The 23031-nt window shown below is 62.7% G+C and carries 20 protein-coding genes; 7 read left to right on the top strand and 13 right to left on the bottom strand.

Annotated features, from left to right (window positions below):
* Positions 1 to 6 precede the first annotated feature (6 nt).
* Positions 7 to 612 carry an arylesterase gene (locus PSH84_RS13170; RefSeq protein WP_122568551.1) on the bottom strand — a complete coding sequence of 202 codons (606 nt, stop codon included), beginning with the start codon at positions 610 to 612 and terminating at the stop codon, positions 7 to 9.
* A gap of 10 nt (positions 613 to 622) precedes the next feature.
* Here PSH84_RS13170 and PSH84_RS13165 point away from each other — a divergent pair, with 10 nt between their 5' ends.
* The 3 genes from PSH84_RS13165 to greB are packed head-to-tail and all read left to right on the top strand — an operon-like array spanning position 623 to position 4342.
* Positions 623 to 1306 (top strand): ABC transporter ATP-binding protein, encoded by a 684-nt coding sequence (locus PSH84_RS13165; RefSeq protein ID WP_060738553.1) that lies wholly within the window; start codon positions 623 to 625, stop codon positions 1304 to 1306.
* The gene (locus PSH84_RS13160; RefSeq protein ID WP_305470311.1) at positions 1306 to 3810 is read left to right on the top strand and encodes an ABC transporter permease; all 2505 of its coding nucleotides are present in this window, start codon (positions 1306 to 1308) and stop codon (positions 3808 to 3810) included. The genes PSH84_RS13165 and PSH84_RS13160 overlap by 1 nt, the downstream gene beginning before the upstream one ends.
* Before the next feature lie 34 nt (positions 3811 to 3844).
* The gene (gene greB, locus PSH84_RS13155) at positions 3845 to 4342 is read left to right on the top strand and encodes a transcription elongation factor GreB (protein ID WP_003199337.1); all 498 of its coding nucleotides are present in this window, start codon (positions 3845 to 3847) and stop codon (positions 4340 to 4342) included.
* A 7-nt stretch (positions 4343 to 4349) separates the two neighbouring features.
* Here the strand turns inward: greB and PSH84_RS13150 are convergent, their stop codons facing one another.
* From PSH84_RS13150 to PSH84_RS13135, 4 genes are all read right to left on the bottom strand, one after another.
* Complete coding sequence (locus PSH84_RS13150; RefSeq protein ID WP_122568553.1) at positions 4350 to 4658, bottom strand: class I SAM-dependent methyltransferase; 309 nt, start codon at positions 4656 to 4658, stop codon at positions 4350 to 4352.
* 789 nt (positions 4659 to 5447) lie between these two features.
* Positions 5448 to 5612, bottom strand: a complete 165-nt coding sequence (locus PSH84_RS13145; RefSeq protein WP_163006873.1) for a hypothetical protein — start codon at positions 5610 to 5612, stop codon at positions 5448 to 5450.
* Between the two features lie 274 nt (positions 5613 to 5886).
* Positions 5887 to 6321, bottom strand: coding sequence for a DoxX family protein (locus PSH84_RS13140; protein WP_305483037.1), 435 nt, complete (start codon positions 6319 to 6321; stop codon positions 5887 to 5889).
* A gap of 101 nt (positions 6322 to 6422) precedes the next feature.
* Positions 6423 to 7844: an MltF family protein gene (locus tag PSH84_RS13135; protein WP_122568914.1), complete on the bottom strand. Its 1422-nt coding sequence runs from the start codon at positions 7842 to 7844 to the stop codon at positions 6423 to 6425.
* 235 nt (positions 7845 to 8079) lie between these two features.
* On the opposite strand from PSH84_RS13135, the gene PSH84_RS13130 reads away from it, so the two are divergent.
* The 3 genes from PSH84_RS13130 to PSH84_RS13120 all read left to right on the top strand — a co-directional run bounded on the left by PSH84_RS13130 (position 8080) and on the right by PSH84_RS13120 (position 11313).
* A complete protein-coding gene (locus tag PSH84_RS13130; RefSeq protein WP_122568915.1) occupies positions 8080 to 8886 on the top strand; it encodes a TatD family hydrolase in 807 nt (268 codons plus the stop codon).
* Between the two features lie 299 nt (positions 8887 to 9185).
* Entirely contained in the window at positions 9186 to 10667 is a 1482-nt protein-coding gene (locus PSH84_RS13125; RefSeq protein WP_305470308.1) for a methyl-accepting chemotaxis protein, read from the top strand.
* Between the two features lie 271 nt (positions 10668 to 10938).
* Positions 10939 to 11313, top strand: a complete 375-nt coding sequence (locus tag PSH84_RS13120; protein WP_122568918.1) for a terminase — start codon at positions 10939 to 10941, stop codon at positions 11311 to 11313.
* Positions 11314 to 11321: 8 nt separating this feature from the next.
* Here PSH84_RS13120 and PSH84_RS13115 read toward each other — a convergent pair whose 3' ends face one another.
* The 3 genes from PSH84_RS13115 to PSH84_RS13105 all read right to left on the bottom strand — a co-directional run bounded on the left by PSH84_RS13115 (position 11322) and on the right by PSH84_RS13105 (position 13537).
* Positions 11322 to 12119 (bottom strand): acyl-CoA thioesterase, encoded by a 798-nt coding sequence (locus PSH84_RS13115; RefSeq protein WP_305483036.1) that lies wholly within the window; start codon positions 12117 to 12119, stop codon positions 11322 to 11324.
* A gap of 260 nt (positions 12120 to 12379) precedes the next feature.
* Positions 12380 to 13141 (bottom strand): CHAD domain-containing protein, encoded by a 762-nt coding sequence (locus tag PSH84_RS13110; RefSeq protein WP_122568920.1) that lies wholly within the window; start codon positions 13139 to 13141, stop codon positions 12380 to 12382.
* Positions 13142 to 13246: 105 nt separating this feature from the next.
* Positions 13247 to 13537 carry a hypothetical protein gene (locus PSH84_RS13105; RefSeq protein WP_122568921.1) on the bottom strand — a complete coding sequence of 97 codons (291 nt, stop codon included), beginning with the start codon at positions 13535 to 13537 and terminating at the stop codon, positions 13247 to 13249.
* A 207-nt stretch (positions 13538 to 13744) separates the two neighbouring features.
* Between PSH84_RS13105 and PSH84_RS13100 the strand changes: the two genes are divergently transcribed.
* Positions 13745 to 14782, top strand: a complete 1038-nt coding sequence (locus PSH84_RS13100) for a patatin-like phospholipase family protein (RefSeq protein WP_060738563.1) — start codon at positions 13745 to 13747, stop codon at positions 14780 to 14782.
* A gap of 150 nt (positions 14783 to 14932) precedes the next feature.
* On the opposite strand, the gene PSH84_RS13095 is transcribed toward PSH84_RS13100, so the two are convergent.
* The 5 genes from PSH84_RS13095 to kdpA form a co-directional block, all read right to left on the bottom strand.
* Positions 14933 to 15631, bottom strand: coding sequence for a response regulator (locus PSH84_RS13095; RefSeq protein WP_305470307.1), 699 nt, complete (start codon positions 15629 to 15631; stop codon positions 14933 to 14935).
* Between the two features lie 78 nt (positions 15632 to 15709).
* Positions 15710 to 18361 carry a DUF4118 domain-containing protein gene (locus PSH84_RS13090; protein WP_305470306.1) on the bottom strand — a complete coding sequence of 884 codons (2652 nt, stop codon included), beginning with the start codon at positions 18359 to 18361 and terminating at the stop codon, positions 15710 to 15712.
* A gap of 223 nt (positions 18362 to 18584) precedes the next feature.
* A complete protein-coding gene (gene kdpC / locus PSH84_RS13085; protein ID WP_122569066.1) occupies positions 18585 to 19130 on the bottom strand; it encodes a potassium-transporting ATPase subunit KdpC in 546 nt (181 codons plus the stop codon).
* A gap of 138 nt (positions 19131 to 19268) precedes the next feature.
* Positions 19269 to 21323 (bottom strand): potassium-transporting ATPase subunit KdpB, encoded by a 2055-nt coding sequence (gene kdpB / locus PSH84_RS13080; RefSeq protein WP_305483034.1) that lies wholly within the window; start codon positions 21321 to 21323, stop codon positions 19269 to 19271.
* A gap of 10 nt (positions 21324 to 21333) precedes the next feature.
* Positions 21334 to 23028 (bottom strand): potassium-transporting ATPase subunit KdpA, encoded by a 1695-nt coding sequence (kdpA, locus tag PSH84_RS13075; protein ID WP_305483033.1) that lies wholly within the window; start codon positions 23026 to 23028, stop codon positions 21334 to 21336.
* Between the last annotated feature and the right edge of the window lie 3 nt (positions 23029 to 23031).

Here is a 23031-nt window from a genome sequence, read left to right as displayed (position 1 = left end):
AAAGCGTCAAAGCAGCGGTTTGAGCGTCGGCCAGACATTTTCCAGCAACTTGTCCTGGGCTGCGACGGACGGGTGCAATCCGTCGGCTTGCATCATGGCTGGAACGCCCCCGATGTCCTTGAGGAAAAATGGCACCAGCGGGACTTTTTTCTCCTCGGCCAGGGTGCTGTAGACCCGGCTGAAGGCCTCGGTGTAGCGGCGTCCGTAATTGGGCGGCAATTGCATGCCCAGCAAAAGCACCTTGGCACCGCTGGCGCGGGCGCTGTCGATCATCGCTGCAAGGTTTTGTTGCAATTGTGTTGGCGGTTGTCCGCGCAAGCCATCGTTGCCACCCAGCTCCAGGATCACCAGGTCCGGTTTATGGGCTGCAAGCAGCGCCGGCAGCCGCGCCTGACCTCCGGCGCTGGTGTCTCCGCTGATGGAGGCATTGACCACTTTATCGTCAAAACCCTCGGCCTTGAGCCGTTGTTCGAGCAACGACACCCATCCTTGCCGGGTATCCAGGCCGAAAGCCGCGCTGATACTATCGCCAACGATCAGGACTGTACCCGCCGCTGCGTTCTGGGCCATGCACATCAAGGCCAGGCCGGCACTCAAAAACCACACACGCATCGGATTCTCCATGGGCTCAAGCATTCTCACCGCGACGGACCTTAGCAAAGTGGTCGCCAGCGCGGAAGGTGAACTGACCATCCTGCACGAACTCAGCCTGGAACTGAACAAAGGCGACAGCCTGGCCATCGTCGGCGCGTCCGGTTCCGGCAAATCCACCCTCCTGGGCCTGCTGGCCGGCCTCGACCTGCCCAGCAGCGGCGAAGTCACGCTCGCCGGCCAGGCCCTCAGCGCGCTGGATGAAGATCAGCGGGCGCGGATCCGTGCCGAGCATGTCGGTTTCGTCTTCCAGTCGTTCCAGTTGCTCGACAGCCTCAATGCATTGGAAAACGTCATGCTGCCGCTGGAACTGGACGGCCGCAAGGATGCCCGCGAACGCGCCACGCAACTGTTGCAGCGCGTCGGTCTGGGCCAGCGCCTGACCCATTCACCGCGCCAGCTCTCCGGCGGCGAGCAGCAACGGGTGGCGATTGCCCGCGCCTTTGCCGCCGAGCCCGATGTGCTGTTTGCCGACGAACCCACCGGCAACCTCGACAGCCACACCGGCGAACGCATCAGCGACCTGCTGTTCGAACTGAACAAGGAACGCGGCACGACCCTGGTGCTGGTCACCCATGATGAACGCCTGGCCCATCGCTGCCGGCGCCTGATCCGACTTGAAGCCGGCGAGATGGTCGCCCCTCTGGAGCCTTGATGGCACGTTTGCCGCTGTTGCGCCTGTTCAGTCTCGCTGTCCGTCAATTGCTTCGCGATGCCCGCGCCGGTGAGTTGCGGGTGTTGTTCTTTGCCTTGCTGGTGGCCGTGGCGGCGAGTACCGCCATCGGTTACTTCGGTGCCCGCCTCAACGGCGCGATGATGATGCGCGCCACCGAATTCCTCGGTGCCGACCTGCTGCTCGAAGGCAGCTCGCCGGCCCGCCTTGAGCAGATCCGCAGCGGCACCGAACTGGGGCTGGAACACGCCCGGGTGGTGGAGTTCTCCAGTGTCGTGGCCACCGACAATGGCATCCAGCTGTCCAGCGTCAAGGCCGCCGATGACAACTACCCTCTGCGCGGAGAGCTGAAAAGCACCCCCGCCCCATTCGCGCCGGAAGAAACCGGCGGACGTCCGAACCCTGGCGAGGCCTGGGTCGAGGCACGCCTGCTGACGGCACTGGACCTGAAGATCGGCGACAGCATCGACGTTGGCAACCAGACCCTGCGGTTGGCCCGAGTGCTGACGTATGAGCCGGATCGCGCCGGCAACTTCTACAGCCTCACCCCGCGAGTGCTGATCAACCTCAAGGACCTGGAGGCCACCGGCGTGGTGCAACCGGGCAGCCGTGTCAGCTATCGCGACCTGTGGCGCGGCCCGGCGCCGGCCCTGCAGACCTATCGCGATCTGGTCAAGCCTGGCCTTGAACCCAACCAGCGCCTGCAGGATGCCCGCGACGGCAACCGCCAGATCGGCGGCGCCCTGGGCAAGGCCGAGCGCTACCTGAACATGGCCAGCCTGGTGGCGGTGTTGCTGTCCGGGGTCGCTGTCGCGCTCTCGGCCAACCGCTTTGCCACCCGACGCTTCGATGCCAGCGCGCTGCTGCGTTGCCTGGGCCTGTCACGCCGGGAAACCATGGTGCTGTTCAGCCTGCAATTGACGGTGCTGGGCCTGCTCGCCAGTATCAGCGGCGCCCTGCTCGGCTGGGTCGCCCAACTGGGTCTGTTCGCCCTGCTGCATGACTTGCTGCCGACCACCGTTCCGCCGGGCGGCCTGCTGCCGGCGATTGCCGGGATCGGCACCGGGCTGGTGGCGCTGGCGGGGTTCGCCCTGCCGCCACTGGCTGCGCTGGGGCGAGTGCCGCCATTGCGCGTGCTGCGCCGGGACATGCTGCCGATCCCCTCCAGCTCCTGGGTGATCTACGGTGCGGCACTGGGTGCCTTGGGCCTGATCATGTGGCGCCTGAGCCTGGACCTGGTCCTGACCTTCGCCTTGTTGGGTGGTGGCGTCGTTGCCGCACTGGTGCTCGGCGGCTTGTTGTTGCTGCTGCTCCAGAGCCTGCGTCGCCTGCTGGCCCGCGCCGCCCTGCCCTGGCGGCTGGGCCTCGGCCAACTGCTGCGCCATCCGTTGGCGGCGGCCGGCCAGGCCCTGGCGTTCGGCCTGATCCTGCTGTCCATGGCATTGATCGCGCTGCTGCGCGGTGAATTGCTGGACACCTGGCAAAACCAGTTGCCCAAAAACGCGCCGAACTATTTCGCCCTGAACATCCTGCCCAACGACAAGCAGGCCTTCACCGACAAGCTGCTGGCACTGTCGGCGCAATCGGCCCCGCTCTACCCTGTGGTCCCCGGACGTCTGATCAGCATCAATGGCGAACCGGCCAAGGAGTTCGTCACCAAGGATTCAGCGGGTGACCGGGCGCTGCAACGCGACCTGAGCCTGACCTGGGCCGCGGACCTGCCGGCGGGCAACGTCGTCACCGCCGGGACCTGGTGGCCGCAGCAACCTCCGGACGATGTCCCGGGGGTTTCGGTGGAAGGCAAAGTGGCCGAGAACCTCAAGATCAAGTTGGGCGACCGCCTGGTCTTCAATGTCGGCGGCGTCAACCGTGAAGCGAAGGTCACCAGCCTGCGGGAAATCAACTGGGACAATTTCCAGCCCAACTTCTTCATGATCTTCCAGCCCGGCACACTGAAGGACTTACCGGCGACCTACCTCACCAGCTTCTACCTGGCGCCGGGTCACGACCAACAGATCGTCGACCTGTCCCGGGCCTTTCCGGCGGTGACGATCCTGCAAGTCGAGGCCCTGCTCGAACAACTGCGCAGCATCCTGGCCCAGGTGACCCTGGCCGTGGAATACGTGTTGCTGTTTGTGCTGGCGGCGGGGATGGCGGTGCTGTTTTCCGGCCTGCAGGCGACCCTCGACGAACGGATTCGCCAAGGCGCGCTGTTACGCGCCCTGGGCGCCGAACGGCCCCTGTTGGTCAAGGCCCGGCGCATCGAGTTCGGCCTGCTGGGCGCGGTCAGTGGCCTGCTCGCGGCCCTGGGTTCGGAGCTGGTGAGCCTGGTGCTTTACCGGTACGCCTTCGACCTGCCCTGGCATCCGCATCCATGGCTGTTGGTATTGCCGCTGCTGGGGGCTTTGTTGATCGGCGCAGCCGGGGTGTTCGGCACCCGTCGGGCGCTCAACGCCAGCCCGCTGACAGTATTGCGCGAGGGTTGATAGACTCCCGGCTTCGCTATCACAAGAAGTTGCCATGAGCCGTTATCGCCCACCCCGCACTGCCGGCACCGCGCTGATCACCCCCGAGGGTGAAGCGCGGATGCGTGCTGAATTCCATGAGCTGTGGCACGTGCGCCGTCCGCAGGTGACCCAGGCGGTCAGCGAGGCGGCGGCCCAGGGTGATCGTTCGGAAAATGCCGAATACACCTATGGCAAGAAAATGCTGCGGGAAATCGACAGTCGCGTGCGCTTCCTCACCAAGCGCCTTGAGGCGCTCAAAGTGGTCAGTGAAAAACCCAGCGATCCGAACAAGGTGTATTTCGGTGCCTGGGTCACGGTCGAAGATGAGGACGGCAAGGAATCACGCTACCGCATCGTCGGCCCGGATGAGCTGGACCTGAAACAGAACCTGATCAGCATCGACTCGCCGTTGGCCAGGGCACTGATCGGCAAGGCCCTGGACGCCGAGGTCAGCGTCCAGACGCCCACAGGCGAGAAACGGGTCTACATCGTCGACATCGCGTATCCGTAATCGCGCCTCAGCGGCGCGTGATCAAGCCTTGCCGTGCGACACGGGTCAGGTGCCGGATTATTTCAGGAGCGTCCGCTGCGCTGGGGGACTGGATGACAGCCAGGTCGAAGCTGTCATTGGCAAAACGCGCCAGTGACTCACCGTCTTCGACAAACTGGATCAGGAATGCAGCAGGCCCGTGGTTGCGACGCGGCCAGCCGTCGAGGTAACGCAAGAGTGTTGGCTGGTGAGTGCCGCCCAGGAGAATTTTCGGGTTGCGTTGCACAAGGTTCGCCGTGATTGGCGCAAGACGTACAAGGGGACTGGGTGCGTTCATTGTGTCGTGTCTCTGCCTCAAAAGTCTGCATGGCAGGTGAGAGGCAACACCGAACCAGCGCTTTAGCGGTATTTCGAAGCCGTGTCTTTTCGGCTTCTATCGGCGACTTGATGAGTCACCTGGCGCCCCGCAAGTAGCTGTTTAAATCGGCGCATGAGCGGCATCCTAGAGAAGCTGACTGGCCAGTGTCAAGAATCACTTCCCATAAAAAAGGCCGCGCAAGACGGTAATGCTGTTTTCTGATTATCTGTTCCGAGAGGTGTGAGTTGGTGTGTATATCCGTTATTTAGGTAACGGCTACTTAGGGTTCCGCTCTTACAGCGGGTCACTTTTGGAAAAGCGCCAAAAGTAACCAAAAGCGCTTTGCCCCACCACTCGGTGCCTCGCTTAGGCTCGGCATGCCCGAACGAAGGCATTGCTCCGTGGGCCCGCCGCGAAGGGCCATCCATGGCCCAGCGCGGCTATCCCGGCATCCATGCCGGGATGCCCACTGCGCAATGCCTGCGTTCGGCCAGCGTGGTTTAACGGGGCGTCCAGATCAAAAGCAAAGCAAAAGCGGGGCTCATGCCGGCATCTATGTGGCTGAACCACCGCCATCGCGAGCAAGCTCGCTCCCACACTGGATCTCCGGTGAACACAAATTTATGTCCGACACAGAACCACTGTGGGAGCGAGCTTGCTCGCGAAGAGGCTGGCACATCCAACATCTTCATTGGCTGACACTCCGCTTTCGCGAGCAAGCCCGCTCCCACAGGAGAAATGCGGTTTCACCCAGAACCAGGTCGGCTATCAGGCCGCCTCGCGGTGGACGTTGATCTCGGGCGCCCCGTTAACCACGCTGGCTGAACGAAGGTGTTGCGTAGTGGGCACCTCGGCATGGATGCCGAGGTAGCCGCGCTGGGCCATGGATGGCCCTTCGCGGCGGCCCACGGAGCAATGCCTTCGTTCAGGCATACCGAGCCTAGGCGAGGCTCCGAGTGGTGGGGCAGAAGCGTTTTGGTTACTTTTGACTGGGCCGGCTTCCGGGCTCTTCAAAAGTGACCCGCTGTAAAAGCGGAACCCTAAGTAGCCGTTACGCAAAAAATGGATATACACACCAAAGCAACCCGTCACCGAACACTCTCAAAAAAACCCAAAAAAACGGCGCTTCCCATTTCTGAAAGAAGCACCGTTTTTCCTAAGTGAACAGCTTTACGTACAAGACGAGCCTCAGGTTCAAATCGAGCAATCAACCTGCGATGGCGCGATCCACCGACAACTTGCCCGCCCCTTCGATCAGCACGGCAATACTGCCCGCCAGCAACGCCAGGGCGAACTCATAACCATTGTTGGCCATGAACAAGCCGTTACCGATGTGCACGGAGAAAATCGCCACCAGCGACACAAGCGCCAGGCCCAGCGCCGCAGGACGCGCCAGCAGACCGATGATCAGCGCCAGCCCAGCGAAAAACTCGGTACCGCCCGCCAATGTCGCCATCACATAGCCCGGGGTCAGGCCGATGCTTTCCATCCACTGCGCCGTGCCTGCCAGGCCGTAGCCACCGAACAGGCCAAAGAGTTTCTGCGCGCCATGGGCGGCAAATATGACACCGACGGCGATGCGCAGGACAGTCAAGCCATAGCCGGCGCGGGTGAACAGGACTTTGTTGATGAAAGTGCTCATAAGGTCATTCCTTGGAAGTAGTAGGGAGTTGGCCGCTATATTAATCAATAAAATTCATGTTAAAAGCGGAAAAAATCCGTAATACAAATCAATTTATTCGATCACTTACGCAATGCAACCTTTTGCTCCTTCGGTTCCAAGGACTCCCGTTCACGATCAAATGCCAGGTAGTACTTATTCACACTATTAACATAGCTGACGGCGCCCATTCCCACCTGCTCCATGGCAATACGCTCAACCTGGAAAAACCATTGGTTGGGGTTCAGTCCCCGCCGCCGGGCCTCGGCTCGCATGCCTTGGACGCGCTCGGGGCCCATGTTGTAGGCCGCCAGGACGAAGGCCATGCGTTCGCGCTCATTGAGCTTGGGGCTGGCAAAGAACTTGCGGCGGATGAGGGCCAGGTACTTGGCGCCGGCCTGCACATTGGCGTCCAGGTTCTGGATGTTATTGACCCCGACCCGCTGGGCCGCCGCCGGGGTGATCTGCATCAGGCCGGTGGGGCCTGAGCCGCTCCGGGCATTGGGTTGCAGGGCTGACTCCTTGAAGGCCAGGGCCGCCAGGTTGAGCCAATCCATGCCCTGGGCATCGGCGTGTTTTTGCAGCACCGGGCGCAGTTTTTCCAGGCGTTGGCGATTGGCCCGGGCCAGCGGATAGTGGACCTGGTACAAACGCCGATAGATACGCAGGAAGGCCGCGTCCTGGTTGGAGGGCACCTTATAGGTCGCCAGGAATCGGTCGATGCTCGCCCGCAGCATGGCGGCGTCACGGCGAACGAACCAATACTCGTCACCCGGTTCGCCAATCAACACCTGACGGTCGAAGCGCAGTTTGGGCAGGATCTTGCCCCAGCGCTCGGCGATGGGTTGCTCGACGATGGTCAAATGGAAAATCCCGCCCTGGACCATCTCCAGGACATCCTCCACAGCCAGGGAGGGATCGACCCATTCGACTTTCACCGGCGGTAACTTGAGCAGCGCCAGCTTCTGGTTGATCTGGCTCACGGCATCCCCCGCCGCACTGCCATTGGGCAGGGCCAGGGTCTTGCCAGAAAGTTGCTCCACGCGCGTGTAGCGCTTCTCGCCCTTGATGCCCACCAACAGCAAAGGCACGTCGGTACGGATCGGATTGCTGGCGCTGACGGCATGGCCGGCCTGGGGCTCGAGCAGCTCACCCGGTGCGACGAGGTCGCCCTCCCCGCGCTGCAAGGCACCGAGCAGTTGGTCCTTGGCCTTGGGAATGATCTTGAGGGTGATTTCCTGGCCGTCACGGGCGTGGCCGTTGAGGTATTGCTCGAAGGCGCGCAACCGATGGTATTCGACGCCAATGGGTTGCCCCTGGACTTCACCGGAGCTGTTGCGGCTCTGGTTGACCAGCACCTTCAACACACGGCTGCCGCGGATCTGCGCCAGGTCGCGCACCGTGCCCGGCGCCACGGCCTGCACCGGCCCGGGCAGCCGCGCTTCGGCCGGCATCGGCAACAGCAGCGAACAACACAACAGTAACAATACCTGGGGACGTGTCATCCACTCTCCGGAAGGAATACTGCCGACCGCCTCCGTGAAAAACGAGGCTGAGTCGACAGAAACAGAGCGCCTGAGACGCTGAAAAAGTGCGGAAGACTGGCACAGTGATGGCTGTTATACCAACCCGATGTGTCTCGCGGCCTTAACAGACAGCCTCAACTCGTTGTAGTTCTTGGCTTTTCTTATAAATCTACAGCTCTGATATGCTTTCCGGCCTTTGGGCCGAGGTAGCACCATGCAACTCATCGATATCGGCGTCAACCTGACCAACCCCAGTTTCGCCGACAAACACCAGGCGGTGCTTGAGCGCGCCTATGCATCCGGGGTCTGCCAACTGGTCTTGACCGGCACCAGCATCGAGGGCAGTGAACAGGCCCTGCAATTGTGCCAACAGCTCGACGACACTGGAGAACGGCTGTTTTCCACCGCCGGCATTCACCCTCACAGCGCCAGCGAGTGGACAGCCGACAGCGCCCGGCACCTCAAGGATCTGCTGATGCACAGCCGCGTGCGTGCGGTGGGGGAATGCGGACTGGATTTCAACCGCGACTTCTCTCCACGTCCCCAGCAGGAAAAGGTCCTGGAGGAACACCTCGCCCTGGCGGTTCAGTTGCAATTACCGGTCTTCCTGCATGAACGCGACGCCGACCAGCGCTTGCTGGACATCCTTCGGGAATTTCGCGATCACTTGCCAGCGGCCGTGGTGCACTGCTTCACCGGTGAAAAAAAGGCGCTGTTCAGCTACCTCGATCTCGACCTGCATATTGGTATCACCGGCTGGATCTGCGACGAACGACGGGGCACGCACCTGCACCCGCTGGTGCGCGAAATACCCTGTGGTCGGCTGATGCTCGAAAGCGACGCGCCGTACCTGCTGCCCCGCACGCTACGGCCAAAACCCAAGAATGGGCGCAACGAGCCGGCCTACCTGACGGAGGTTCTGCGTGAAGTGGCCTTGCACCGGGGCGAAACCCAGGAGGATCTGGCAGCTCACAGCAGCGCCTGCGCCCGGGCGTTTTTTGGATTGCCCACCCTCTCCTGACCAAATGAGCCCTGTGGCAATGACCCCCTGTGGGAGCGAGCTTGCTCGCGATAGCGGTGTATCAGTCGGCCCATGTGCAAGCTGACCCACCGCTATCGCGAGCAAGCTCGCTCCCACAAGGGGTCCTGTGTTGGCTGTTGGCTCCATCAAAACCCTGGGCTCTGTGTGGTCTGTTAGTCCATATCAAAATCCCCGGCACCTATATTGTCTGTTGACCCACATCAAAATCCCGGCACCTGAATAGCGGCAGAATAATGGCACCTTGCCAATGCTGTTTCCGCTATCAGAGAAAACCTTCCATGGGTGCCTGGCTTAGCAATATCTCGTTGAAATACAAATTCTGGGCGGTCAATGCGGTCGCCTTTATCACCACCTTGCTGCTGGTGCTCTACGCCGTGCATCTCGAACAGCAGGCGCGCAACCACGCAGCCCAGGCGAACGCCCAGGCCCAGGCACAGGTGCTCGATGCCTGGCCTGTCGGACAACCTTTGCCCAAGGCCGACAACCTCTTGGCATTCCAGCGCGACCAGATCCCGATGCTCCACGAACAATCGTTGCCTTCGCTGGTGCAGGCCGAGGGCTGGGTCGAACTCGATGCAGGGCCGCTGCTGGGCGACAATCCGCTGCTGGGCGCCCAAGTGATCCGTCGAGGTGACGGCCAGCAAATCGCGGTGCTGGCCCATGGTGCAAGCCTGGGCCAAGTGTTCGGTGAACGCTTCAGCCAATACGCCGTGGCGGTATTCGTGTTGATGCTGGCGATGTTGGGCGCGTCGCAGCTGTTGATCCGCTTTTTGCTCAGCCAACTCAACACGCTTAAAGACGTGATGCTGCATGTGGAAAAAACCGGTGATTTGTCCGCCCGCGTGCCCCTGGCCTGCAAGGACGAGGTGGGCCAGATGGCGGCAGCGTTCAACGCCATGCAGGCCGGTTATCAACGGGTGGTCGACACCGTAGCCAGCACTGCCCGGCAGTTGGACAGTGGTGCGGCGCGCCTGGCGTCGAGCATGAACGATGTGCGCCACGGCATGCTCGGCCAGCAAAGCGAAACCGATCAGGCAGCCACGGCGATCAACGAGATGTCTGCCACTGTCTATCACATCGCCCAGCACGCCGGCGCCACCCGCGACCTGTCGAAAACCGCCGACACCCTGGCCGGCAACGGCCACGAAGTGGTCGGCCGGGTGCAGCAGTCGATCACCGGGTTGTCGTCGGGGGTGCAGCAGACTGCCGAAATGATCCAGCGCCTGGCCGAAGACAGTCAGAAGATCAACGGCGTGGTCAATGTGATCCACAGCATCGCCGAGCAAACCAATCTGCTGGCCCTGAACGCCGCCATTGAAGCCGCACGGGCCGGGGAAATGGGCCGGGGGTTTGCCGTGGTGGCCGACGAGGTGCGCAACCTGGCCAAGCGGGTACAGGCCTCCACGGATGAAATCACCACCATGGTTTCGGCCTTGCAAGCCGGGACTCGGGACGCGGTGGACTTCATGCAGGAGAGTTCGCTCAAGGCCGACGATTGCGTGCAACAGGCCCGCGAGGCCGGCGACGCGCTGGCCCAGATCACCGCAGCGGTGGCGCAAATGCGCGAGAGCAACACCCAGATCGCTGTCGCGGCCGAGCAGCAAAGCCACGTCGCCGAGGAAATGAACCGGGCGGTGGTGAGTATTCGCGACGTGACCGAAAACACCGTGCGCCAGACCGTCGACTCAGCCACCACCAGCCATGAACTGGCGACGTTGGCGGGGGAGTTGAGCAAGGCGATTGGGCAGTTGAAACTGTAGAGCGCTGGCTTGCCTGACTCCCTGTGGTGAGGAAACTCCCTCTGTGGGAGCAAGGCTTGCCCGCGATGGAGGCACCTCGGTTCACCAAAGACCGTATTGCGCCTATCGCGGGCAAGCCTTGCTCCCACAACCTTGCTCCCACAAACAAGTCCCCTCGCCACAACAGCAAAACTGTATGGCCACCTATCGCCTCGATAGCCAACCGCCATTCGCCGCCCCGCCCGCCCGGACCTATCCTTGGATTATTCGGTTTCGTTCAAGGAATAGCATCATGGGCAAACGTCACCCCAATCTTCCAGCCTGGCAATGGCGCGCCTACCCCGACAATCATCGCCACCCCACCAACCTGGTGTTGCACCTGATTGCCGTGCCGCTGTTCATCATCGCGTTTCTGCTGATTGTGTCGGGGGTGTTCAGCTTGAGCCTGGGCGATGTCGCCATCGGCATCATCGGCCTGCTCGCGGCGCTCGGCTTGCAGCGTCACGGACACAGCCTGGAGGCCCAGGCCTCCGAACCGTTCAGCGATCGCAAGGATGCCGTGTCACGCCTGCTGGTGGAGCAGTTCCTGACTTTTCCACGGTTCTTTCTCAGCGGTGGCTGGTGGCGCGCCTGGCGCGATCGCCATCGTCACAACCGTAAACCTTAACCAAAGCCTTATCCGAAAATAGTGACCGTCTGCCGGCTCAGGGCGATCAAGCGGCCATCGGCACTCCAGAACTTCGCGGCGACATGGCCGTAGCCGTCCTGGGCATGCTCGATCTCGGCCAGGTACTTGCACCAGTCCAGCGTCGTGAGGTCCAGCAGCGGCTGGACGAACTCGATGGTCCACGTGAGCGTACTGCCCGGGGCCATTTGCGAGAGGTGCGGCAACAAGGCCGGGGGCCAGGCGTCCACCAAAGCCAGGATATGGCTTTCGTTCAGCGGCTCCTCCCGCACGTCACCGCGCAAGCGCACCCAGCCGCCCATGCTCCGGGATTTATTACCACTGAACGGCAAGCCGCCGACGCTCCAGCACAGCGCCAAGTGGCGCATGAACTCCGGGGTCATGCCCTTGACGTAAGGCATTTCCTGGCATTGCTCCACGCTCTTGAATTCCGGCGCGGGGTCGGCCTGCACCGCCACCACGGACGAGCGCGAAGCGCCGAAACTGCCTTGCACCACGGTCACCACTTGGCCGTTCTGCACCGCCCGTCCCAACACTTGGCTCACCGCCTTGCCTTCGCGCAACACGTCGACTTCGAAACTGACAGGCACGTCGGCTTCGACCGGGCCGACAAAGGTGATCGCCAACGAACGCACCGGGCGATCTGCCGGCACCTGGGCACGCATCGCCTCATATTGCAGCGCCGCCACCAACCCGCCAAAACTGGCCCGACCCTGGCCCCATTCAGGCGCGATAGTCACCGCACCTGGCTGCCGGCGTACAGCATCGATCAAATCGGAAAAGCGCATGACAACCTCGAAAACGGGGAAAAGGATGAAGGGATCTTAACCAGACCGGGCTGACGGCACAGGGCTTATTCCGGCCAAAGAGGCTGACAGAAAAGCCGAGGATCTTGAATTCCCCCAATCCTCTGTGGGAGCGAGCTTGCTCGCGATAGCGGTGTATCAGTCAATCCGTAGGCAAGCTGAACCACCGTCATCGCGAGCAAGCTCGCTCCCACAGGGGGAAGTCCCACAAGGGGAAATCCCACAGAGGGAATGGGATGGGTTCAGGCTTTTTCGAAGCAACTGGCAATCAGCTTGTCGAGCACCTTGTCGGACTTGGCCTCGGCCTTCTCCATCGTGGCGTGCCAGGTGGGCACACACGCTTGCAGATCGGTTTCTTCCTTGGCCCTGGCCAGCCATTGCCAGCAATCGTGCCAGTCGCCCAGCGCGCCCTGGGCGGACTTGAGCCGGGGCATGGCGGCCTCAGGCAGGCGGTCGAGCTCAGGGTAAGCTTCGATGGCGTAGCGCACGCGCTTGATCAGCAGGCGCAACCGGTGGCGGTCATGGGCCGGATCACGCAGGGCTTCATCGAGCTTTTTCCATTGTTTGTCCAGGCGTTTTTCGATGCGTTTGCGCAAACTCTTCAGCAGCCCCTCACGCTGGGCGGCGCGAATGAAGCGCGGGAAGGCATCGAGGATCATCAGCAACTGGGCCAGTTCGACACTCGCGGCCACGGCGGGATAGGCATCGGCCATTTGCAGTTGGCGTCGCCGCGCCGCCTCGGCCTGGCCATGTTGTTCAAGGTAAGCAGCCAACACTTCCCGGTCACGCAAAGGCGTGGTCAGGGTGCCCACCGCCGAAGCCGCCGTTTCCAGCTGTTCGACACCGGGCAACCCACGCAGTGGACGCAGCAGGCTGCGTAAACGGCGTACCGTGGTCCGCAGGTCATGCAGCGCTTCGCTGTCGGTGTGGGCATTCAAGCGGGCCTGACAGGCCAACAGGCGGACTTCCAGGCCCACTATGCGGGCCACCAGCCGATCGATCATGGACGTACTCCGTACACAGCGTTGAGCGTCAAACCGCAAGCTACCCGTGAAAAACGATTCTGCGCCCTTCCCTTGTAGCTTGCAGCTGATTGGTTGTCGCTGTCTTTATCGTCCCGCGCGGGATTCGCGGATGTAGAAACGCGCCTTCTCGGCTTTCTTGGAGCAGCCTTCGAACGCTTCGAATTGCTGCTGGGTCTTGGCACCCGTCAGCAGGGACAGGGCCTTGGAGTAGCTAACGGTGCCGGCAAAACCTTCGGCCTTGGCCAGGTCCAGTTCACGCCAGGCACTGTCGAGTTGGCTGCCGCAGCTGTCACGGTAAGCGGTTTTACCTGCGCAACCGGCCAGGGCCAAAACCATCAAAGATGCCACCAAGGGCAGGCGGATCCGGGCTTTCATCAATAACACCTCAGGTCAGGTCAACAGTCGTGCTGTTAAGACGGTGGCAACGGCGAAAAGTGCCTTGCTTGACCGCGTAAATTCAAGTGTGGGCGAGCATACGCAAATGCCGCCGCAGCGTGTCAAAAAACGACGCCTGCGCTACAAGGATTGAGCCGAGCCGTCGATAAGTGCATTGTTGAAGTCTGTTCGACAAGAGGCCGGGTCATGACAAAACGTGTCGCATTGGTATTGGGCTCGGGTGGCGCCCGGGGCTATGCCCATATCGGGGTGATCGAAGAAATCGAACGACGTGGCTACGACATTGCCTGCATCGCCGGTTGTTCCATGGGGGCTGTGGTGGGTGGGATCTATGCGGCGGGCAAGCTTGAGGAGTACCGCAACTGGATCGAAAGCCTGGATTATCTGGATGTCCTGCGCCTGGTAGACGTCAGTTTTCGCCTGGGGGCGATCCGCGGCGAGAAGGTCTTCGGGCAGATCCGCAAGATCGTCGGCGAACTCAACATTGAAGAGTTGCGCATCCCCTACACCGCCGTCGCGACCGACCTGACCAACCAGCAGGAAATCTGGTTCCAGGAAGGTTGCCTGCATCAGGCAATGCGTGCGTCGGCGGCGATTCCCAGCCTGTTCACGCCGGTGATGCAAGGCAACCGCATGCTGGTGGATGGCGGCCTGCTCAATCCCTTGCCGATCGTGCCGGTGGTGTCGAGCCATTGCGACTTGATCATCGCGGTCAACCTCAACGCCACCAACCAGAAACAGTACCGATTACCGGTGATCCCGCGCCCCGCCGCGTTCAGGCGTCGCTTCGACACCCTGGTCAGCTCCCTGGGCTCGCGCCTGCCGTTTCGCCGCAAACAGGCCGAGCAATTGCTGCTGCTGGAACAGGAAGCCTTGAAGGCCGAGGCCGCCGACATCAATCCGTGGATCGACTCGGCCGAGCCCGAAGGCCAACAACCAGCTGCCGCGCCGGAGAACGAAGGCGCGCCGAAATCCGCCACCGGCTCGTTCATCATCGATAACGTCGGCCCGGCGTCGTTGCTGGACTTGATCAACCAGAGCTTCGAAGTGATGCAGACCTCGCTGGCCCAGTACAAGATCGCCGGTTACCCGCCGGATGTGCTGATCAACGTGCCAAAACGAGTGTGCCGGTTTTTCGAGTTCTACAAGGCGCCGGAGTTGATCGCGTTGGGACGGGAGATTGCCAGCGATACCCTGGATCGGTATGAGCGTGAACAGAACTGAATCTGGGAAATCTCGATTGATTGAGCAGGCCTCATCGCGAGCAAGCTCGCTCCCACATGGGTCCTGCTGAGTAAATAAAAATTTGTTGCCAACTCGATTCTCTGTGGGAGCGAGCTTGCTCGCGATGGCGGCAGCCCGGACAACACAGAACTAGAGCCCACCCTCCCCCAACAACCGATACCCCACCCCCGCCTCGGTCACAATGAACCGCGGCCGGGTCGGGTCGTCGGCCAGTTTCTGACGCAGGTGACCGACCACGATCCGCAAGTAATGACTGTCTTCGGTGTGGGTCGGACCCCAGATGTCCTTGAGCAATTGCTGCTGGGTGATGACCCGTCCCGGGTGCCGCGCCAGTTGCGCCAAGACCGCGTACTCCTTGCGGGTCAGGGCCACTTCGGTGTCGTCCAGCAGCACCCGTCGATAGGCCAGGTCCACCGTCAACGGGCCGAACTTCAGCGCGGCTTCCTGTGGTTCGCCGGCCGGGGCCTGGCGTAGCAAGGCGCGGATGCGGGCGAGGAATTCCTGGATGCCGAACGGCTTGGTCACGTAATCGTTGGCGCCGTTGTCCAGCGCCTCGACTTTCTGCGCTTCGCTGGCCCGCACCGAGAGCACCAGCACCGGCACCGTCGACCATTGGCGAAACTCGCGCAACACCTGCTGGCCGTCCATGTCCGGCAGGCCCAGGTCGAGCACCAGCAGATCGGGCTTGTTCAGCGCCGCCTGGGCCAGCCCTTCGGCGCCGGTGCCGGCTTCCAGCACCTTGTAGCCTTGGGAGCTCAGGCTGATGCGCAGGAATTTGCGGATCTGCGGTTCGTCATCGATGACCAAAAGGGTCGCGGTCTGGCTCATGGGGCTCGTTCGTTGCAATCAAGTGGAAAGGCAAGCAGGTGGCAAGCTGCGGGTAACAGAAGAGTATCTCAGCCAGGCTCAGGCTTCATCGTCCATGCCCGGTTGCGCCTGCAACGGCAGGTGCAACGTGATGCAGGTGCCGCGTCCGTCGAGACCTTCGGCCACACTGATGCGCCCGCCATGGGCACCGACCATGCCCTGGCAGATCGCCAATCCCAACCCTGTGCCCTGCCCGCCTCGATCACCGCGTGCGGCGGTGTAGAACATATCGAAGATTTTCTCCCGCTCCTCTTCAGGGATCCCGGGCCCTTCGTCGGCCACGGCAAAAAACACCTCATTGTCTGTCGCCCCGGCGCTCAGCAGCAGGCGTCCTTGGGCCGGCGAGAAGCGCGCCGCGTTCTCCAACACGTTCACCAGGGCCTGTTCGATCAGCGCCGCATGGACATACAGCAGAGGCAATTCAGCGGGCACCTCGACACTGAGCGCCAGGGGCGCCAACACTGCGCGCAGGCGGTTCAGCGCGCTGCCGACGATGTCGGCCGGGGCCACCCAGTCCCGCGCCAGCTTCAGGGCACCGTGGCCAAGGCGAGTCATGTCCAGCAGGTTCTGAATGTAACGATCCAGCCGCTCGGCTTCATCGCGGGTGCCTTCGAGCAGTTCGCGACGATCGGCCAGTGGGATCGCCTCCCCCAGCGCCAGCAAGCTGTCGATGCTGCCACGCATGGCGGTCAGCGGCGTGCGCAGGTCGTGGGACACGGAAGCCAGCAAAGCGCTGCGCAGTTGTTCGGTTTCACCGTGCAGACGCGCCGCTTCCAGGTCCTGGGCCAGTTGCGCCCGGGCCAGCGCCTGGGCCAATGGCTGACTGAGGGCCGCCAGCAAACGGCGGCGCTGGCCACTCAGGGGCTGGCCTTCTTTCGGGCATACACCCAACAAGGCCAGCGGCCCGCCCTCCGCCGACAACGGCCACCACCACCAACGCCCGGAGGGCAGTGTCCCGGTGCCGGCGCCGGCCGGCTGGTCGTGCTGCCAGGACCAGTCGGCCGCCGCGCGCTCGGCCTCGGTGAAGGTCAGCGGCTCACCGCTCTCGACTTTCCAACCGCCCTGGCCGTCGCGGTTGAGCAGGCACAGTTGCAAGTCGTGCCAACCGTTGAGGTGCTGCGCGGCGGCGCTGATCACCGCCTGGCGGTCGGTGGCGGCAGTGAGTTTGCGGGACAGATCGAGCAGTTCACCGGTTTCCTGCTGGGTGTCGCGCAGGGCCTGCAACTGGCGGCGCTGGCGGGCGGCCAAGTTACCGGTCAGGGCGGCCATGAGCAGGAAAAACACCAGCGTCAGAACGTCTTCTTCGCGTTGGATGGTCAGGGAGAAATTCGGCGGGATGAACAAGAAGTCATAGGCCAGGAACGACAACGCCGCGCAGGCCAGCGCCGGGCCGAGGCTGCTGCGTACGGCCACCAGCAACACCGCCATCAGGAACACCAGGGAAATATTGGGCAACGCCAACAGCCCCGAGACTCCCCAGGCCAATGCACTGGCCGCCGCGGTAGCCAACAACGCCAGCACATAATCGAACCCGGTCTGGACGGCGCTTGAACGCACGCGGGCGGGACGCGGTTGCTCATCGCTGTCCAACACGTTGATCTCCAGGCCCCGGGCATCACGCAGTAAACGCGAAGCGAGGCCGCCGCCAAACAACCGTCGGCGCAAACGCGGCCGGGACTGGCCCACCAGCACCAGGGTGGCGCGACGTTCGCTGGCATGTTGGATCAGCGTCCTGGCCACTTCGCCGGCCCGCAGCAGCACCACTTCACCGCCGAGGCGTTCAGCCAGTTGCTGGGCACTCTGCAAACGCTGGCGCGAGGCCTCGTCACGGGCGCTGCCGTTGTCCACGTGCACCAGGCTCCAGGGCAGATGCCGACGTTGGGCGACGCGGCTGGCATGGCGCACCAGGCGTTCAGCCTGCACGTCACCGTCCACCCCCACCAACAAGCGTCCGCGCACCGCCGGCGCAGCCTGGCCCAGTTGTCGATAGCCCTGGGTCAGGTCATTGTCGACCTGGGCGGCGGCGGTCTGCATCGCCAGCTCACGCAACGCGGTCAAATTGGTCTGGGAGAAAAACGCATCGATCGCCGCCCGGGCCTGTTCCGGCACGTAGACCTTGCCATCGCGCAGCCGCTCCAGCAGCTCACGGGGTGGCAGGTCGATCAGCAGCAGTTCATCGGCCTCCTGCAGGACCCAGTCCGGCAACGTCTCGCGCACCTGCACGCCGGTGATGCCCCGCACTTGGTCGTTAAGGCTTTCCAGATGCTGGACATTGACGGTGGTGTAGACGTCGATGCCCGACGCGAGCAGGTCCTGGATGTCCTGCCAGCGTTTGGCATGGCGGCTGCCGGGGGCGTTGCTGTGGGCCAGTTCGTCCACCAGAACCAGGCTCGGCCGGGCGGCGAGCAGGCCGTCGAGGTCCATTTCCTCGAGCATCACGCCTCGATACTCCGAGCGCACCAACGGCTGCTGCGCCAGGCCGCCGAGCAGCGCTTCGGTTTCGCTGCGACCGTGGGTCTCCACCACCCCGGCGACGACCTTCACGCCTTGGCGCAGTTGGGTGTGAGCCGCTTGCAGCATGGCGTAGGTCTTGCCGACACCCGGGGCCGCGCCCAGAAAGACCTTGAGCCGGCCACGGCCGTTGCGGGGCAGATTGGCTAACAGTGCATCGGCGCGGCCGGAGTCGCTCATGGTGTGGAAATCTCTTTCAAATATTGATCAAACACCCCTGTGGGGAGCCGGGCCTGTGGGAGCAAAGCTTATGGGAACGGGACCAGTGGGAGCAAAGCTTGCTCGCGATCAAGGCGACACAGTTCAACGGATGGACCGCGTTATCGTTCATCGCGAGCAAGCTTTGCTCCCACTGGTTTTGCTCAGCAGGCTTTGCTCCCACTGGTTCTGCAACCACAGGTTCCTACAGTTTTTCCAGGGCCAGGTTCAGCGCCAGCACATTCACCACCGGTGGGCCCACCAGGGGTTGCTCGGTGTTGGCATCGAGCAATTGCTGCAAGGTCGAGGCCGGCAGGTTGCGCGCGGCGGCGACACGCGCCAGTTGATAGGCAATTGCCGCCGGAGGCAAGTGCGGATCCAGCCCGCTGGCGGAGGTGGTCAGCGATGCCAGCGGCACCGGGCCCTGACCGGGCACCTGGAGTTTGCGGGCGTCATCGATCACCCGTGTGGCCAGGGCCGGATTGCTCGGGGAGAAATTGCTGGCACCGCTGGCGACCGTGGCGAAGGCACCGGCCGATGGCCGTGGATGAAACCAGGCATCGCCGGTGAAATCCTGGGCGATCAGCGTCGAGCCACGGACCTTGCCGGCGGCATCGACGATCAGGCTACCGTTGGCCTGGGCGGGAAAGGCGACTTGCGCCACGCCGGTGACTACCAGTGGGTAGGCGACACCGGTGATCAGGGTCATCAGTAATAGCAGGCTCAAGGCCGGGCGAATCAGAGTGGACATTTCAAAATCCTCGAATTGAAGTAAATCCTGGGAATCGCCTTGTGGGAGCAAAGCTTGCTCGCGATGCAGACACTTCGATCCCAGGCAGACCGCGTCATCGTTCATCGCGGGCAAGCCTTGCTCCCACAAATGGTGAACTCAAACCAGGTGCAACGCCGTCAGCAACATATCGATCGCCTTGATCCCCACGAACGGCACCACGATCCCGCCCAGGCCATAGATCAACAGATTGCGCCGCAACAACGCCGCCGCGCTTGCCGCGTGCACGCGCACGCCACGCAAGGCCAAGGGAATCAACACGACGATGATCAGGGCATTGAAGACAATGGCCGACAAAATCGCACTCTGCGGGCTGCTCAGGTGCATCACGTTCAACACGCCGAGCTGTGGATAAATCGACGCGAACAGCGCCGGCAGGATCGCGAAGTACTTGGCGATGTCGTTGGCAATGGAAAAAGTGGTCAACGCCCCACGGGTCACCAACAGCTCCTTGCCGATCTGCACCACATCGAGCAATTTGGTCGGGTCGCTGTCGAGGTCGACCATGTTGGCCGCCTCCCGCGCCGCCTGGGTGCCGTCGTTCATCGCCATGCCGACATCGGCCTGGGCCAAGGCCGGAGCGTCGTTGGCGCCGTCGCCGCACATAGCCACCAGCCGACCGTCATTTTGCTCGTGACGAATACGCGCCAGTTTCTTCTCCGGCGTGGCCTCCGCCAGCACGTCGTCGACACCGGCCTCGGCGGCAATCGCAGCGGCGGTCAACGGGTTGTCGCCGGTGACCATCACCGTGCGGATCCCCAGCTTGCGCAGCTCGGCAAAACGCTCACGGATGCCGGGCTTGACCACGTCCTTGAGATGGATAGCGCCGAGCAGCTTGCCATCCACGCACACCAGCAACGGCGTACCGCCGCTCTGGGCGATCTTGTCGACCTCCCGCGCCAGTGCCGATGGCAATTCATTGCGTGCAAGGCCGATGAAATCCAGCAACGAATCCACGGCCCCCTTGCGGTAGATGCGACCCTGATAGTCGACCCCGGACAAACGGGTTTCGGCACTGAACGGCACGGCCGTCAGCGCGTCGACGCCGGGCTCGGGCAGTGAATGCAAACCTCGCAGGTACTCGACGATGGACTTGCCCTCGGCGGTGTCATCGGCCAACGAGGCAAACAGTGCGCCTTCGGCCAGTTCCTTGGCACTCACGCCGGGGGCGGCATAGACCGCCGTGCAGCGGCGATTGCCAAAGGTGATGGTGCCGGTCTTGTCCAGCATCAACACATGCACGTCCCCCGCCGCCTCGACCGCGCGACCGGATTTGGCAATCACGTTCAGGCGCACCAACCGATCCATCCCGGCGATGCCGATGGCCGACAGCAGCCCGCCGATGGTGGTGGGAATCAAGGTGACCAGCAGTGCCACCAGAAACACCAGTGGCAGGCTGGCATTGGCGAAATGGGCGAACGGTTGCAGCGTCACCACCACCATCAGGAAGATCAGCGTCAGGCCGATCAACAGGATATCCAGCGCCACCTCGTTCGGCGTTTTCTGGCGCTTGGCACCTTCCACCAAAGCGATCATGCGATCCAGAGTGGACTCGCCAGGATTGCTGGTGATGCGTATCAGCAACCAGTCGGAGACCAACCGCGTATTGCCGGTGACGGCCGAGCGATCGCCGCCGGACTCACGAATGACCGGGGCCGACTCGCCGGTGATCGCCGCCTCGTTGACCGCAGCGATGCCTTCGATCACTTCGCCGTCGCCAGGGATCATGTCGCCGGCCTCGACGCGCACCACATCGCCTTTGCGCAGACGGGTGGCGGGGATGATTTCAAACCCGCTGGCAGTCTGGCGACGTGCGTTGAGGCCTTCGCTGCCGGCCTTGAGACTGTCCGCCCGGGCCTTGCCGCGCCCTTCGGCCAAGGCTTCGGCGAAGTTGGCGAACAGCACGGTGAACCACAGCCACAACGCAATTTGCGCGGCGACGAAGGTCGGCACCGTACTGTCGGGAATGAAGCACAAGACCGTAGTGAGGATCGCGGTCAATTCCACCACCAGCATCACCGGTGCACGGTGCAGTTGGCGAGGATCGAGCTTGACGAACGCTTGCACCAACGCTGGCCGCCAGAGGGCCGACAGGTGGGTCTTCGGTTGTTCCGGCGCCTTGGCGGCGACGGTTTTGCTCATCGGCATATTCATCATCAGATCCTCAGAAGCCCATGCTCAAATGTTCGGCAATCGGCCCCAGCGCCAGGGTCGGCAGGAAGGTCAAGCCACCCACCAGCAGGATGGTCATGGTCAACAGGGTCACGAACAGCGGGCCGTGGGTGGGAAAGCTGTTCTGGCCAATCGGCGCGGTTTTCTTCAAGGCCAGGCTGCCGGCCAACGCCAGCACCGGCAGGATGTAGCCGAACCGGCCAATCAACATGCCCAGGCCCAGCATCAAGTTGTGGAAAGGTGTGTTGGCGCCGAACCCGGCGAATGCCGAACCGTTGTTCGCACCCGCCGAGGTGTAGGCGTACAACAACTGGCTGAAACCGTGGGCACCCGGGTTGCTCACCGCTGCGGCGGGCCCGGGCAGGCTGGCGGCGACGGCACCCAGCACCAACACACTGACGGGCATCACCAGCAGGGTTGCCACCAACAGTTGCACCTCGCGGGCGCCCAGCTTCTTGCCCAGGTATTCCGGGGTGCGACCGATCATCAAGCCGGCCAGGAACACGGCGATCAACACGTTCAACAGCATCCCGTAGAGCCCGGCCCCGACGCCGCCGAAGATCACCTCGCCGACCATCATGTTCACCAGCGACACCATGACGCTGAGCGGGTTGAGGCTGTCGTGCATGGCGTTGACCGAGCCGTTGGACGCTGCCGTGGTGGTCACCGACCACAGCACCGTGGCGGTGGTGCCAAAGCGGGTTTCCTTGCCTTCCAGCGGCGCGGTCTGTTCGACGGCCGCGTCGTTCAAGGCCGGGTTGGGTTGGTATTCGGCCCACAGTGACGTGGCGCCGCCGATCAGGAACAGCGCCAGCATGCAGGCAATGATCGCGCGGCTCTGGCGCAGGTCCTTGACGTAATGACCGAAGGTGAACACCAGCGCGGCGGGGATCAGGATGATCGACGCGACCTCGAACAGGTTGCTCCAGGCCGTCGGGTTTTCGAACGGGTGCGCCGAGTTGACGCCGAAGAAACCGCCGCCGTTGGTGCCCAGTTGCTTGATCGCGATCTGGCTGGCGGCCGGCCCCAGAGGAATGACCTGGTCGGCACCCTGCAGCGTGACCCCATGCACATAGTGCGCGAAGGTTTGGGGCACGCCCTGCCAGACCAGGAATAACGCCAGCAGCAGGCACAGCGGCAACAACCCGTAGAGGCTGGCGCGGGTCATGTCGACCCAGAAGTTGCCCAGCGTTGCGGCGGACTTGCGCCCGATGCCGCGACACAACGCCACCAACACCGCCAGGCCGGTGGCGGCGCTGACGAAGTTCTGCACGGTCAGGCCGACCATCTGGCTCAGGTAGCTCAGGGACGCTTCACCGCTGTAGGACTGCCAGTTGGTGTTGGTCATGAAACTCACGGCCGTGTTGAAGGCCTGGGTCCACTCCATGCCGGGCAGTTGCTCGGTATTGAGGGGCAAATGTCCCTGCAGCAGCAAAATCGCAAACAGCAACACAAAACCCGCCAGGTTGAAGGCGAGCAAGGCCAGAGTGTATTTCTGCCAGCTCTGCTCAGCGGCGGGATCGACACCGGCCAGGCGATAGCAGCCGCGCTCCAGCGGGCCGAGGATCGGCGAAAGCCAGGTGCGCTGGCCTTCCATCACCCGATAGTAAAAACGCCCCAGAAACGGTGCGGGAATCAGCACCAGGGCGAAAAAGCCGAGGATCAACCCGTAGTCATAACCGTGCATAGC

It is taken from the genome of Pseudomonas beijingensis (assembly GCF_030687295.1).
Lineage (GTDB): Bacteria > Pseudomonadota > Gammaproteobacteria > Pseudomonadales > Pseudomonadaceae > Aquipseudomonas > Aquipseudomonas beijingensis.
This window is presented reverse-complemented; position numbering and strand designations above follow the sequence as displayed.